This is a genomic window from Paludibacterium sp. (genome assembly GCF_019232825.1).
In the GTDB taxonomy this organism is placed as follows: Bacteria; Pseudomonadota; Gammaproteobacteria; order Burkholderiales; family Chromobacteriaceae; genus Paludibacterium.
In genome coordinates, this window is the sequence record NZ_JAFAND010000092.1 from 18,713 (window position 1) to 31,543 (window position 12,831).

Annotated in this window: 13 protein-coding genes and 1 pseudogene; 4 read left to right on the top strand and 10 right to left on the bottom strand. The window is 62.1% G+C overall.

The features are described from left to right. Nucleotides 1–6: 6 nt before the first annotated feature. The 3 genes from JOZ06_RS11840 to aroC all read left to right on the top strand — a co-directional run bounded on the left by JOZ06_RS11840 (nt 7) and on the right by aroC (nt 2,301). On the top strand, nt 7–699 hold the full coding sequence (locus JOZ06_RS11840) for a YafY family protein (protein ID WP_293232640.1): 693 nt from the start codon (nt 7–9) through the stop codon (nt 697–699). Between the two features lie 69 nt (nt 700–768). Then, nucleotides 769–1,140: a VOC family protein gene (locus JOZ06_RS11845; RefSeq protein WP_293232642.1), complete on the top strand. Its 372-nt coding sequence runs from the start codon at nt 769–771 to the stop codon at nt 1,138–1,140. A gap of 75 nt (nt 1,141–1,215) precedes the next feature. Beyond that, a complete protein-coding gene (gene aroC / locus JOZ06_RS11850; RefSeq protein WP_293232644.1) occupies nt 1,216–2,301 on the top strand; it encodes a chorismate synthase in 1,086 nt (361 codons plus the stop codon). A 341-nt stretch (nt 2,302–2,642) separates the two neighbouring features. On the opposite strand, the gene JOZ06_RS11855 is transcribed toward aroC, so the two are convergent. From JOZ06_RS11855 to galE, 3 genes and pseudogenes are all read right to left on the bottom strand, one after another. Further along, on the bottom strand, nt 2,643–2,957 hold the full coding sequence (locus tag JOZ06_RS11855; protein WP_293232646.1) for an addiction module antidote protein: 315 nt from the start codon (nt 2,955–2,957) through the stop codon (nt 2,643–2,645). A gap of 14 nt (nt 2,958–2,971) precedes the next feature. Beyond that, a pseudogene (locus JOZ06_RS11860) lies at nt 2,972–3,226 on the bottom strand (type II toxin-antitoxin system RelE/ParE family toxin); the annotation flags it as partial. A 291-nt stretch (nt 3,227–3,517) separates the two neighbouring features. Beyond that, nucleotides 3,518–4,531 carry a UDP-glucose 4-epimerase GalE gene (galE, locus tag JOZ06_RS11865; protein WP_293232648.1) on the bottom strand — a complete coding sequence of 338 codons (1,014 nt, stop codon included), beginning with the start codon at nt 4,529–4,531 and terminating at the stop codon, nt 3,518–3,520. 179 nt (nt 4,532–4,710) lie between these two features. Here galE and JOZ06_RS11870 point away from each other — a divergent pair, with 179 nt between their 5' ends. Beyond that, nucleotides 4,711–4,968, top strand: a complete 258-nt coding sequence (locus tag JOZ06_RS11870; RefSeq protein WP_293232650.1) for a hypothetical protein — start codon at nt 4,711–4,713, stop codon at nt 4,966–4,968. A 70-nt stretch (nt 4,969–5,038) separates the two neighbouring features. On the opposite strand, the gene JOZ06_RS11875 is transcribed toward JOZ06_RS11870, so the two are convergent. The 7 genes from JOZ06_RS11875 to glmS form a co-directional block, all read right to left on the bottom strand. Next, nucleotides 5,039–6,109 carry a type II asparaginase gene (locus JOZ06_RS11875; RefSeq protein WP_293232652.1) on the bottom strand — a complete coding sequence of 357 codons (1,071 nt, stop codon included), beginning with the start codon at nt 6,107–6,109 and terminating at the stop codon, nt 5,039–5,041. Nucleotides 6,110–6,370: 261 nt separating this feature from the next. Beyond that, nucleotides 6,371–6,688 carry a DUF4387 domain-containing protein gene (locus JOZ06_RS11880; RefSeq protein ID WP_293232654.1) on the bottom strand — a complete coding sequence of 106 codons (318 nt, stop codon included), beginning with the start codon at nt 6,686–6,688 and terminating at the stop codon, nt 6,371–6,373. Beyond that, a complete protein-coding gene (locus tag JOZ06_RS11885) occupies nt 6,685–8,055 on the bottom strand; it encodes an acyclic terpene utilization AtuA family protein (RefSeq protein ID WP_293232656.1) in 1,371 nt (456 codons plus the stop codon). Before JOZ06_RS11885 ends, JOZ06_RS11880 begins: the two co-directional genes overlap by 4 nt. Next, nucleotides 8,052–9,302: a methylaspartate ammonia-lyase gene (locus JOZ06_RS11890; RefSeq protein WP_293232658.1), complete on the bottom strand. Its 1,251-nt coding sequence runs from the start codon at nt 9,300–9,302 to the stop codon at nt 8,052–8,054. The genes JOZ06_RS11885 and JOZ06_RS11890 overlap by 4 nt, the downstream gene beginning before the upstream one ends. Continuing rightward, a complete protein-coding gene (locus JOZ06_RS11895; protein WP_293232660.1) occupies nt 9,299–10,747 on the bottom strand; it encodes a methylaspartate mutase subunit E in 1,449 nt (482 codons plus the stop codon). Before JOZ06_RS11895 ends, JOZ06_RS11890 begins: the two co-directional genes overlap by 4 nt. Before the next feature lie 11 nt (nt 10,748–10,758). Then, nucleotides 10,759–12,150 (bottom strand): methylaspartate mutase accessory protein GlmL, encoded by a 1,392-nt coding sequence (glmL, locus tag JOZ06_RS11900; protein WP_293232662.1) that lies wholly within the window; start codon nt 12,148–12,150, stop codon nt 10,759–10,761. Then, complete coding sequence (glmS, locus tag JOZ06_RS11905; RefSeq protein ID WP_293232664.1) at nt 12,147–12,590, bottom strand: methylaspartate mutase subunit S; 444 nt, start codon at nt 12,588–12,590, stop codon at nt 12,147–12,149. The genes glmL and glmS overlap by 4 nt, the downstream gene beginning before the upstream one ends. Between the last annotated feature and the right edge of the window lie 241 nt (nt 12,591–12,831).

The window sequence follows — 12,831 nt, forward strand, 5'->3', positions numbered from 1 at the left end:
GCCGCCATGTCACGATCACAACGCCTGCTGGCTCTGCTCCAGCTTCTGCGCGGCCACCGCTATCCGGTGGCCGGCGCCCGCCTGGCCGAAGATCTTGGCATCAGCCTGCGCACGCTTTACCGCGACATCGCCACGTTGCAAGAGCAGGGCGCGACCATCGAGGGCGAGCCGGGTCTCGGCTATGTGCTGCGGCCCGGCTTCATGTTGCCGCCTTTGATGTTCAGCGAGGAGGAGATCGAGGCGCTGGTGCTCGGCACACGCTGGGTGGCGAAGCGCGCCGACGCCCGTCTGGCGGAGGGCGCCGCGAGCGCGCTGGCCAAGGTTGCCGCCGTGCTGCCGGCCGACCTGCGGCTGGCATTGGACACGACCGCATTGCTGGTGCCGGGCTCCTCCGAGCCGGCGTCCGCCGTCGACCTGTCGCTGGTGCGCCAGGCGATCCGGAGTGAGCGCAAGGTGGCGCTGCACTATCGCGATCTGCAGGGGGCCGAATCGACTCGCACCGTCTGGCCGTTCGCCCTAGGGTACTTTGACCATGTTCGCGTGCTGACGGCATGGTGCGAGTTGCGCCAGGATTTTCGCCACTTCCGCGCCGACCGCATCATCGCCATGGACATGTTGAGCGAACGGTATCCGGCGCGCCGTCAGGCCTTGCTGAAGACGTGGCGCGAGCAGAACGGCATCGCTGCTGACAAAAACTGACAGTGTCGATCTCTACACTGCGGTTGTCAGCCGGGCCGTCGCCCGCGCCGCTCAAGCCAGGAGATTCTGATGGCTCAACCCAACTACGTGCTGCTGTATGTCGACAATCCGGCGCAAAGCGCCGCTTTCTATCGCTGGCTGCTGGATCGGCAGCCGGTCGAGTCCTCGCCCACTTTTGCGCTCTTTGTTCTCGACAGCGGCGTCAAGCTTGGCTTGTGGTCCAAGCATACGGTCGAGCCGGCCGCCACCGCCGCCGGCGGGGGCGGTGAGCTGGCGTTCTCGGTCGCCGACGACGACGCGGTGCGCGCACTCTTCGCCGCCTGGCGCGCCAAGGACCTGCCGATCTTGCAGCCGCTCACCGAGATGGACTTTGGCTATACCTTCGTAGCCGAAGACCCGGATGGCCATCGGCTACGGGTGTTTGCGCCGCATTTGGACTAGGGCCTGGGCCTGCGTCCCCCCGGCGCGGCCATGCTAGAATCGTCGCAAAGACGATTGAATAGTGGAGAAACCAGGATGTCGGGAAACAGTTTTGGCCTGTTGTTCACGGTCACCTCCTTCGGGGAGAGCCATGGACCAGGCATCGGCTGCATCGTGGACGGCTGTCCGCCGGGAATGGCGTTGACCGAGCAAGACATTCAAACGGAACTGGACCGGCGCAAGCCCGGCACCAGCCGTCATGTCACCCAACGGCGCGAGGAGGATAAGGTCGAAATCCTCTCCGGCGTGTACGAAGGCAAGACCACCGGCACGCCGATCGCGCTGTTGATCCGCAACACCGATCAGCGCTCGCGCGACTACGGCAACATTGCCGATACCTTCCGCCCCGGCCATGCCGACTACACCTACTGGCACAAATATGGCATTCGCGATCCGCGCGGCGGCGGCCGTTCGTCGGCGCGTGAAACCGCGGTGCGCGTGGCAGCCGGCGCCATCGCCAAGAAATGGCTGCATGAGAAGTTCGGCATCGTCATTCGCGGCCACCTGACACAGATCGGCGAGGTGGTGATTCCATTCACCGACTGGGCGCAGGTCGAACAGAATCCGTTCTTTGCCGCCGACGCCGGCATCGTGCCCGAGCTGGAAGCGTACATGGACAGCATTCGTAAGAGCCTGGACTCGGTCGGGGCGCGCTTGCGTGTCGTGGCGGAGAACGTGCCGGTTGGCTGGGGCGAGCCGGTGTATGACCGGCTCGACGCCGAGATCGCCTATGCGATGATGGGCATCAATGCCGTCAAGGGCGTGGAGATCGGCGCCGGCTTCGGCTCGGTCACCCAGCGCGGCAGCGAGCACGGCGACGAATTGACCCCCGAAGGCTTTGCCAGCAATCACGCCGGCGGCGTGTTGGGCGGCATCTCCACCGGCCAGCCGATCGAGGTGTCGATCGCCATCAAGCCCACGTCCAGCATCGCCACCCCGCGCCGTTCGATCGACAAGCAGGGTAACCCTGTGACGCTGGAAACCCACGGCCGCCACGACCCCTGCGTCGGCATTCGCGCCACGCCGATCGCCGAGGCGATGCTGGCGCTGGTGCTGATCGACCACGCGCTGCGCCACCGCGGGCAGTGCGGCGACGTGTCGGTGTCGACCCCGCGGATTTAAAAAAGATCTGGCCGCGTTTAGGGACCCTCTGAACAAGTTATTTACCGCTGCGGCGGCCCCTGGCGGGATGGGGATGCGCGGCGCGGGGCGCAGTGGATGGTCATTCCATCCACCAGCCGCGCAACAAAGCAGACCGACCGCCAGGCGCCGCCCCGAAGGGTTTGGCCTACAAGCGGCCGCCTGACGGCGTTGCGCTCCTTGGCATCGCAGAATAACTGCGACCTGCGTCGCGCGCCTTGCATTCGGCCTGTTATTGACCAAACGCAGTGGTAAATAACTTGTTCAGAGGGTCCTTAGCGGCCAGATTCCGTGGTTGTCGTGGGGAGAATAGCTACGCAACACTAGTGCGTATGCATCGGTTCGACGACCAGGCGCACGCCGAGCGCGGCACAAACACGGTTAATGGTATCAAAGCGTGGTTCGCTGCCTGGGCGGAGAGCCTTGTATAAGGCTTCGCGTGAGATTCCTGCCGATTTGGCGATGTCCGTCATTCCGCGCGCTCGGGCAATATCGCCGAGAGCAGAGGCCAGTAGTGCCGCATCATTCGCTTCTAGAATATCAGTCAGGTATGCTGCAATCGCCTCCTCACTGTCTAGATACGGCACCGCATCGAATTCGGGAAGTTCATCCACGTTGATATGCTGTTGTTTGCTCACCGCTATTTCTCCTGTCATCTCAGTTGCGCTGCCAGGGCCTTTGCGCGTTTGATGTCGCGCTTCTGCGTACGTTTGGTCCCTCCTGCCAGCAATACGATGACTTGCATGCCCCGTTGGCTGAAGTAGATGCGCCAACCCGAGCCAAGGTGAATGCGTAACTCCCAAAGACCGTCACCTAGCGGCTCGACGTCTCCCATGAGGCCGCACTCCAAACGCTTGATTCTTGCCACGACCGCGCTGCGTGTTTTGGTGTCGCTCAGACTGTCTAGCCGGGCCTTGAACTAAGGAAGAGATTTGATCGTGAACATAGTTAATGTAATCGATCGATTACGATTTCGTCAAATAGAACCCGCATGATGGCAGGTTCTTTATTCATTCAGAACGTAAAGAGGGGCGGGCGGCGATAAGCCTTCCGCCCAAGTAGAGGCGGGGCCGTCGACGCAGATTCAGGTTTTCACAGCCTAAGAGAGGCGGAGAGCAAGGTCTAACCTGCGCATACGGGGTATTTAATCATGATCGCATAGCATCACGGAGCGATCGTGATGGCGAATGTACGGTGGTTAGGCGTAGCCGTTGGGGTTTTGCTGCTGCCAGCGCCAGCTGTCGCGGCACATGTCGTCCAGCGTGTGCTCGGCTTTCCAACCCAGCACTCGTTCGGCCTGCGAAGGGTCGGCGAAGCAGCTGGCGATGTCGCCGTCGCGGCGCGCGACCACGCGGTAGGGCACCGGCCGCTGGCTCGCGCGCTCGAACGCCGCCACCATCTCCAAGACCGAATGGCCGCGCCCGGTGCCGAGATTCAACGTGTGTACCGCCGGCGCGCCGTCCATCAACGCCAGGGCTTTGACGTGCGCCCGCGCCAGATCGACCACGTGCAGATAGTCGCGTACCCCGGTGCCATCCGGCGTCGGGTAGTCGTTGCCGAATACCTTCAGTTCAGCCAGCTTGCCCACCGCCACTTGGCTGACGAATGGCAGCAGATTGTTGGGAATACCGTTGGGGTCCTCGCCGATCAGGCCGCTTTCGTGCGCGCCGACCGGGTTGAAGTAGCGCAACAGCGCCACGCGCCAGCCAGGTTCGCTCGCCGCCAAATCGCGCAAGAAGGTTTCGGTCATCAGCTTGGTTTGACCGTAGGGGTTGGTCGGACCGAGCGGGTAGTCCTCGGTGATCGGTTTGCCGCCGGTGTCGGCATAGACGGTGGCCGACGAGCTGAACACGATATTGCGCACCCCGGCGTCCTGCATGCACGACAACAGATTGAGCGTGCCGGTCAGGTTGTTGTGGTAATAAGAGAGCGGCTTGGCCACCGATTCGCCCACGGCCTTGAGCGCGGCAAAGTGAATGACCGCGTCGAAGCGGTAGCGCTGGAACAGCGCTACCAGCGCAGCTCGGTCGAGCAGATCCTCGGCGTGGCACGGCACGGCGTGGCCGCTCAGATGCTCGACCCGGCGCAAGGCTTCGGGTTTGCTGTTGCTGAAATTGTCGACCACGACCGGATCGTGGCCGGCGGCGATCAGTTCCAACAGGGTGTGGCTGCCGATGTAGCCGGCGCCGCCGGTGACGAGAATGGTGCTCATAATGAGGAAGTCTGTCTGTTGTTGTCGCGAGTTGCTGCCATTCTAGCAGTGCTGCGTGATGCTCTGGTGAATCCGCGTGGCCAGGCTGCGCCGTCGGCTTGACGATTGTTGTCCGTCGGTCCTATAAAAGCTTGGTTTAAACATGTTGTTTAAACTGATTTTCGCAAAGGAGGATAGCGATGAAGGCAACGTGGCTATTGACGCCGCTGATACTCTCGTTGGCGGCTGGCGCCGCTGCCGCCAGTGAGACGGCCGATACCAAGATCAACAAGCGCAATACGCAGATTGACCGCGGTTGCACGATGATCATCGAGGCCCGGCAGGGCTACCAAGACCGCCCTTCCGCCGAACGCTCGGCAATGAACCGTAAACCGGAGAACAGTTCGAAAATCGACGAGTGCGTGAACCGCTACCGGATTCAGATAACCGCGACATAAGCGGACGCAAGCCGGCGGAAAAAAGCCCCGGCGCCTTTGGTCCGGGGCTTTCGCATACTCTACCGATCGATCAATAGGTGAAGAACATGCGTTGGATGTCCTGGGTGTTGTGCGTTTTGGTCAACGCCAGCATCAGCAGGATGCGCGCCTTTTGCGCGTTGAGCGTGTCGCTCACCACCAGATCTTCCTTGTCGTCGTTGGCTTCGCCGTTGCGCGCCACGATACCGCTGCCGGTGCGCGAGCTGCGAACCACGATCACCCCCTTCTGGCGGGCGTCGCGGAAGGCCGGCATCATCTGCGCGGCGATGCTGCCGTCGCCCACGCCGGCCTGCACGATGCCTTGCGCGCCGGCAGCGATGTCGGCGTCCATGGCGACACGGTCCATGTTTTCATAGCCGTAGACGATGTCGACGCGCGGCAGCTTATCCAGCTTGCTGACGTCGAACTCGGTATCGGCGGTGTTTTTGCGCGTCGACATGCGGTAGAAGTGCGGCTTGTTGTCCTGCATGTAGCCGATGAAGCCCAGATCCGGCGAACGGAAGGTGTCGGCGGTCGCGGTATTGGTCTTGGTGACCTCGCGCGCGGCGTTGATCTGATCGTTGAGCGCCACCAGCACACCCTTGCCGACCGCGTCCTTACTGCCCGCCAGAATCACGGCGTTATACAGGTTGATCGGGCCGTCGGCGCTGATGGCGGTCGACGGGCGCATGGCGCCCACGACCACCACCGGCTTCTTGCTCTTGACCACCAGGTCGAGGAAGTAAGCGGTTTCCTCGATGGTATCGGTGCCGTGCGTCACCACGATGCCGTCCACGTCCTTTTGCGCCAGCAGCTGGTTGATGCGCTTGGCGAGCTTCAGCCACACCTCGTTGTTCATGCTTTCGCTGGCGATCTGCGCGACTTGCTCGCCGCGCACGTCGGCCACTTTTTGCAGTTCCGGCACCGAGGCGATCATCTGATCGACACCGAGTTTGGCGGCGGTATAGCCGACGGTGGTGGTGGTGGTGGCGCCGGTGCCGGCGATGGTGCCGCCGGTGGCTAGGATGACGACGTGCGGCAGATCGGCGGCTTGCGCCGGGGCAAAGCACAGACCGACGGTGAGCGCGGCGGCGGTAACGACGGACTTGAGACGGTTATTCATTGCTAAATGACTCCGCTTTCATAGATATGGATTGGTGATTGTTCCCTGTGTGCCGAGAAATGCTGGCATAACCGGCACGGCGACCGAGGCGTTTTAAACGCAACGGATCTATGACATAATAATTAAATGTTATAAATTTGCAATAAAAACAGTTTTAATATGCCGTTTGAATTGAGGGGGTGTGGCGCGGAGGAGACGAGGTCGTCTAAGTGACTGAAAGGCAAATAAAAAAGCGCGGACCGGATGGCCCGCGCTCTTGGATTACAGCTCGAAGGTCAATCCCAAGAGCGGCGCGTGCTGCTGAGCGCCGTACACGTCGGAGTCGCCCGGCGCGCCGGAAATGATGCGACGGTGCATCACCACCTTGACCGCGTGGGCCGGGGCAAACCAGACAATGTTCTGGATGTCCGCCGGGGCGATGCCGTAGGCTTCGGCGACGCGTTCCTTGGTGATCTGCTTGGTTTCACGCAGCGTTTCGAAGATCTGACGGTCTTTGAACATAATGTCGAGCACCAGCTCAAACGGCCCGGAGTTCTTCGAGCGCACGACGCGCGCGATGTCGAGAATGCCGTGTTTCATGCCGTGGCTCCTTGCGGGGTGACCTGCTGCATATGGAAGGGGAACAGGTCCTCTTGCGGCAGATCCATCAAGTGATAAACCGAGAATTCATACACCACGCCGGCGCGAATATCCGACGGCGAGAACGGCAGCGCCAGGTTGCCGGCGGTGGCCACGCGGCCCGGGTAGCCGTAGTGCAGCAACGTCGAGCGCGTCAGCGAGCAGACCGTGTCGGCCGCTTCCTGGGTGGGGGCCACGACTTCGACCACGATGCCCAGTTCGTGCGTCTGGGTTTGCTTGACCGGCTCCAAATCGCCCATCACGCCGTTCTTGCCATAGATATGGAAGAACACGCGCGCATCGGCGTTGGCGCCAAGGTTTTTCTCGACGCGTTCGCGCACCGCCTTCAGGATCGACTCGATCGATTGGATCATGATCGGGTCGCGCACCCCGGCGATCGCCACGGTGCGATAGCCGACCGGGCGCGAGCCTTCCAGCTTGACCTTGTACGGCGTATGTTCGTGGCGCGAGCCGGTGACGCGCACCTGACCGTTGCCGATGTCCTCGAACTTGCATTCGCGCAGGTTCAGCACGCCGCCCGGGCCGGGCAGCATGTAGGGGTCGGACTTCTCGTACAGCGTGTGCGCCGCGGCCGACTCGGGGGTGAACTTGCGCTCGTCCGAGAAGGTTTTCAGCACAAAGCCGGTTTCGTCCAGGATGCCCATGGCGCAGTCGGAGCCCGAGCCCGGGGTGGCGGCGATGGCCGCGCACTCCAGGATCTTGCCGCAATGCAGCGCCAGGCCTTCGTCGTAACCGAGCATGATCGGCAGGGCGGCGAAGCAGGACGGGTCGTAGGCACGGCCGCCCAGCACGACTTCAGCGCCAGCCTTGAGCGCGGCGATGAACGGCTCCACGCCCATCTGCGCCACCAGATTGGTGGTGGCATCGATGGCTTCGTGCGTGAGTTCGGGCACGAACGGCAGCGATTCGATCTTGCCGGCGTCGAGCGCGGCATGCACCACGTCTTTCGACACGTCGGTCGGAATCACCGCCATCTTGAACGACAGCTTTTCCTCGGCGGCGATTTCCAGAATGATCTGGCGGCACCATTCCAAGTGCGGCTCGGCGCCGGAACCGCCGGCAGTGCCGATCACCACCGGAATGCCGTTCTTCACGCCCTCGGTGATCATGAAGCGCAGGTCGCGCTTGACCCCGGTGCGGTCGGTAAAGGCCTTGCCCGCGCCCAGGTAGTACGGGCCGGGGTCGCTGGAACCGCCATCAACGGCGATCAGATCGGGTTTTTCTGCGATGGCGCGCCGGAAACTTTCTTCCGGGAAGCCATAACCCAGAATCGCGGTAGGCGACAGGATCTTGAATGCGGGTTTCACTTTGCGCTCCCTTTCGCCTTCAGTTGGGCGATCGTGCGATGCATTTCGTTGTAGACGATGTTCAGCCCTTCGTCGAAACCCATGCCCGGCTTGATCAGCATGCGCATCGGACGGGCGGCCACGGCCAGGTGGACGCAAGTGCGGGCGCTGACGTCGGTTTCGTTGCAGGTGCCGCCTTGGTAGGCTTCCATGCCGCGCTGATTGCAGTACAGCACCGAGTCGACGATGTTGTGGATGCCGCCCAGGTCCGGCGTCTTGATCTGTACCATGTGGCAGCACTTGGCATCGGTGAAGTCGACGATGTCTTCGTAGGTGTTGCACCATTCGTCGGCGACGATCTTGACCGGCGAGCCCATGCGGGTCAGTTCGGCGGTGATCTTGCCCAGGCAAGCGATTTGAGCTTGTTTCTCGCCCATGTCCACCGGACCTTCGATGTACAGTTCCAAACCGTCGGCGAAGTCTTCCAGACCCGCGATGTACTGTGCCACGCGCACCGGGTCGTTATCGAAGATCAGGCCGATGGTGCCGTACACGTCGATGTGCAGCGCCGGGCGGTAGCTGGCGTCGGGCGCCAGTTGCTTGACGCGGTCGGCGAGCCACTTGACGTAGGCTTGCAGCTTTTCGCCCTTGAAGCCCAGCTTTTCTTCCACGTTGTTGATCAGGCCGTGCGGCAGCACGTCGACGCCCTTGATGATCATCTTGTCGACCGCCATGTAGCGGTCGTCGCCGCTCTGACCGAACAAAGGAATCGGCTCGGCGACCACCGGCAGCTTGTACTCGTCGCAGATCACCTCGGCCTTGATGCGGTTGGTGGCGAGCGCGGTGGCGTCCAACAGCGCCTGGGTCAGGCCGTAGCGGATCGCGGTGTGCAGGCGCTTGCCTTCCACTTGCAGGTTGTCGAAGTAGCGTGCGTTGCCGAGGAAGGTCGACACGTCGCGGCCTTCCAGCAGCGGCTTGATATGCTGCTCCAGGAACGGCACGAACTGTTCGCCCAGGAACAGCGGATCGCGGCCGCCGGCGCCGGAGTATTGCACGGCGGCGCAATCGCCCACCGCCATGGCGCCGTTTTCCAGCTGCAGCAGCACCGAGACGCACTCGCCGGCCTGACGCACGGCGCGGAAGCCCGGAGTCACCGGCGCGCCGGTATAGTTAAAGCCATCGTGGCCGGCGCCGTTCTTGATCGCCTGTTGGTCATCGAAATAGAAAGAGGAATAGCCTGCTACGAACAGGGCACGAACGATTTTCATTTTGCCGGTCTCCCGATCAGGGTGCTCTTGGAAATTGCGTAAATATCGTCGACGACCATCTGGAACGACGGTTCGCGGCCTTCGGCGCGCGCGCGTTCGGCGATGAGATCGCGATGCAGAGTCAGTACGTCTTCCGGCAGCGGCACTTGGCCGGCCTCGAAGACGCGCACCGCGCCGTGGTTGTCGCGTACCGGCAGCAGTTTGCCGGCGTTGCAGGCGGCGGGAGCGAACGGGACGTCCAAAACGCCCGCTTCAAAGGCGCGAACCGTGCCGACGGCGATGTCGCCTTCGCCCAGTTCGAACACCTTGCTCATCACCGCGCGCACTTCGCGCTTGATCAGCTCGACTTCGAATGCCAGCGCGTCGCTGGCCGGGAAGACTTGGTCCTGCACCATGTTGAGGATCTGACGGGTGGCGTTCAGACCCTGGCGGTTGGCTTCCATGGTCGGAATGCCGCGCGCTTCGTGCGGGGTCTTGACGATGACCTTGGTCGCGCCAGACATGCCGGCGATGGCGCCGCCCCAGGAGATGACCGAGAAGGCCATGGCTTCGTTTTCCGGGAAGCCGCCCATCCATTGGTGGAACACCGTGGTCAGTTCGAAATCGTCGAAGCCGGCGGCGCGGAAGTATTCGTCAGCCAGTGCGCGCAGCGAACGGATGGCGGCGATGTCTTGTACGATGTTGCCCACCTGGCCGTAGCCGACGGTGATCGAGCGGACACCTTGCTCCAGCGCCAGCAAGCCTTCGATGATGGCGACCGCGTGAGACATGAACGGCGGAACCAGTGTGCCGGACAACGGGCCGAACGGTTCGCGGTTGATGCGGATGCCGTGTTCTTCATACAGGCCGACCAGGCGGTCGCAGTATTGCCAGTCGCGAATCGATCTTTCCAGCGAGACCTTCTTGGCATACGGAATATTGTAGGAGATGCCGCCGCCTTCGTAGGCGCTGAAGCCGCCGGCGAGCGTGATTTCCGCCAACAGGCGCGCATCCGGCGTGCCGTGGCGCACTTGCACCGGCTTGTCGACCGCTTCCACCACGCGGCGGCATTCGGCCAGACCGTGGTTGACCGCCGGGAAGCCATTGAGCAGCGACGTGCCGGCCTCGCGCGACTTGGCGATGCCCTTGGCGGCTTCGTCGTAGCGGTTCAGGCGGGTGTAGGCGTCGATGGTGGAGGGCAGCAGGTCGCAGGCGGTCTGCAGACCTTGCAGCAGTGCGATGTGTTCGTCGACCAGCGCGACGCCGGCGCGCGGTTGCGACAGCGTCTTGCCTTCTTGATCGGCCTTCTTCAGCACCGCGGCAAAACGCTTGTGTTCGGGCAGGGATTCCTGATACTTGACGCCGTCGGCGAACTTCACGTCCTTGCCGGTCGGCCAGGTCGTCAGGACCTGTTCACGTTCCGCCAGAAAATCCGGCAGCTCGATTTTTTTGTTTTGCAGTTCCATCGTATTTCCAATCATGATTGCGCCAGCAGCGCAACACCGGTCAAGGCGGCCGCTTCTGGGTAGTTTCTTGCCACGTTGGCTAAGAGCGGAAAGAGATATTGCGCATCGCGGTAGTACTCGACCGTGGCGGGCAGGAGCACGGTTTTGCCCTTGCCGTCGACCTTGCGTTCACTGATCCAGGCGCTGACGTCGAAGTCCGGACTATTGGCGAGCCAGCCGCCGGAGCCGATCACCTTTTTCACCCCGGTCAAATCGCGTCCGGTCAGCACGTCCACCGTGCCGTCGAGCGTGTAGACCTGGGTCGAGCGGCCGGCATGGCGTTCACAGGCGTAGGCGGCGCAGGCGCCGGCCAACAGCGTGTCGAAATGCTTGCCCTGGCCGTCTTGCGGCAGATAATCCGGTTCGGCCGTCACCTTGGCCACATAGTCGTGGAAGGCGGCGATTTGCGCCGGATCGTGTGCAAGATGCTCGGCAATCAGCGTGTCGCCGGTTTCGCTCACCGCTTCGGCCGACACGCGCATGCCCAGGTCGCCCTCGACGGTGCGCTTGATCAGCGGCTCGGGCAGCCCGCGTTGCACTGCGCCCGGGGGCGGGCATTGGTCGTGCGACGAGTAGACGTCGGTGGTGGCGCCGCCCATGTCGAGCAGGATGAAGTCGTCCCAACCCGGCACATGTTCCTGAATGTGGCGGGTGAACTCGTACACCGCATAGGGCGTGGGCACCGGTTCGGAGCCGGTGGCGGCGATAATCTCGTCCAGACCCTTGCCCTTGACGATGCGCGACAGGAAGATCGTGCGCATCGCCTCGCGGGCCGGGTCCGGATTCTGCTGGTCAAGCGCCGGCAGCACGTTTTCCACCACGACCAGGTCTTTGTCGCCCAACAAGTCGGTGACTTCGTCCTGTACCGCGCGGTTGCCGGCGTACACGATCGAACAGTCGAGCGCGGACGAGGCCAGCAGCGCGGCATTGTGGCGGATGGTGTCGAAATGGCCGCCGTCGGTGCCGCCGGCGAACAACAGAATGTCCGGCGGGTTGGCTTCCAGCGCCCGGATGTCCGAACGGTTCATGCGGTAGGCGAACACTTGGGTGATCTTGGCGCCGGCCGAGTAGGCGGCAACGCGCGCCGACTCCAGCGTGATGCTGGGCACGAGCCCCAGCGCGGCGACCGCCAGCCCGCCTTTGGCCGACGACGAATAGTTCAGCGTGATCTCGCCCGAACGAACGCGATCGATGGCATGGGCGTCATCCAACAAGGCATTGAGCACTTGGTAGAAGCCGTCCGCCAGGTGTTGCACGGTGGTCGGGAAGACCGTCCGTTTGATCAGTTGCAGATCTCGATCCCCGACCTCGAACAACGCACCCTTTGTCCAGGTGGAGCCGATATCGATGGAGACGGTTTTCATGCTGCGGCCTCGACAGCCAGATGTTCGCGGTTGTAGACGGCGATATCTTGGTGCAGGCAGTCGACGACGTGCTGCAGGTCGACGTCCGGGCCGAACACGCGGTCAAAGCCCATGCCCTTGAAGATCACTTCCACATCCTTGAACTCGCGCTTGCCGATCACCAGATTGCCGCCGACGAACAGCGGGATGCCGTCCAGGCCGCGTTCGGTGCAGCGATCGCGCATGCCGATGCAGTCGATCTCGCCGTGGCCGTAGATCGACGACACCAGAATGGCGCGGGCGTTGGTTTCGATCGCGGCGTCGATGTATTCGTCTTGGCTGACCATCACGCCGAGGTTGATGACGTTGAAGCCGGCGCGGGCGAAGACGTTTTCCAGAATCTTGTTGCCGACCGCATGACAATCGGAGCCGATGACGCCGATTACGATGGTTTCTTGCATGACAAATCTCCCTAGTGATATGTCTGGCTGTTACCTAAAATTCGCAGCACTCGGGTTTGCTCTATCTATGCTTAAAAAACATCGGTTAGTGCGCCGCAAGCATGAACTCTATATGAGCAAACTCGAATACTTCTGTTACGCTCATTTTTGTTAGTTCCCATCCATGAAGCAAACGATATAAAATCACTACATAGTGCATTTTTGGAATGATCTGTGCGGATTGGGTATGTTTGAAGGCACA

What these genes read in the sequence shown, in the direction of transcription:
- JOZ06_RS11840 (WP_293232640.1), top strand. Translation starts at nt 7, where the DNA reads ATGTCACGATCACAACGCCTGCTGGCTCTGCTCCAGCTTCTGCGCGGC.
- JOZ06_RS11845 (WP_293232642.1), top strand. Translation starts at nt 769, where the DNA reads ATGGCTCAACCCAACTACGTGCTGCTGTATGTCGACAATCCGGCGCAA.
- aroC (WP_293232644.1), top strand. Translation starts at nt 1,216, where the DNA reads ATGTCGGGAAACAGTTTTGGCCTGTTGTTCACGGTCACCTCCTTCGGG.
- galE (WP_293232648.1), bottom strand. Translation starts at nt 4,531, where the DNA reads ATGAGCACCATTCTCGTCACCGGCGGCGCCGGCTACATCGGCAGCCAC.
- JOZ06_RS11870 (WP_293232650.1), top strand. Translation starts at nt 4,711, where the DNA reads ATGAAGGCAACGTGGCTATTGACGCCGCTGATACTCTCGTTGGCGGCT.
- JOZ06_RS11875 (WP_293232652.1), bottom strand. Translation starts at nt 6,109, where the DNA reads ATGAATAACCGTCTCAAGTCCGTCGTTACCGCCGCCGCGCTCACCGTC.
- JOZ06_RS11880 (WP_293232654.1), bottom strand. Translation starts at nt 6,688, where the DNA reads ATGAAACACGGCATTCTCGACATCGCGCGCGTCGTGCGCTCGAAGAAC.
- JOZ06_RS11890 (WP_293232658.1), bottom strand. Translation starts at nt 9,302, where the DNA reads ATGAAAATCGTTCGTGCCCTGTTCGTAGCAGGCTATTCCTCTTTCTAT.
- JOZ06_RS11895 (WP_293232660.1), bottom strand. Translation starts at nt 10,747, where the DNA reads ATGGAACTGCAAAACAAAAAAATCGAGCTGCCGGATTTTCTGGCGGAA.
- glmL (WP_293232662.1), bottom strand. Translation starts at nt 12,150, where the DNA reads ATGAAAACCGTCTCCATCGATATCGGCTCCACCTGGACAAAGGGTGCG.
- glmS (WP_293232664.1), bottom strand. Translation starts at nt 12,590, where the DNA reads ATGCAAGAAACCATCGTAATCGGCGTCATCGGCTCCGATTGTCATGCG.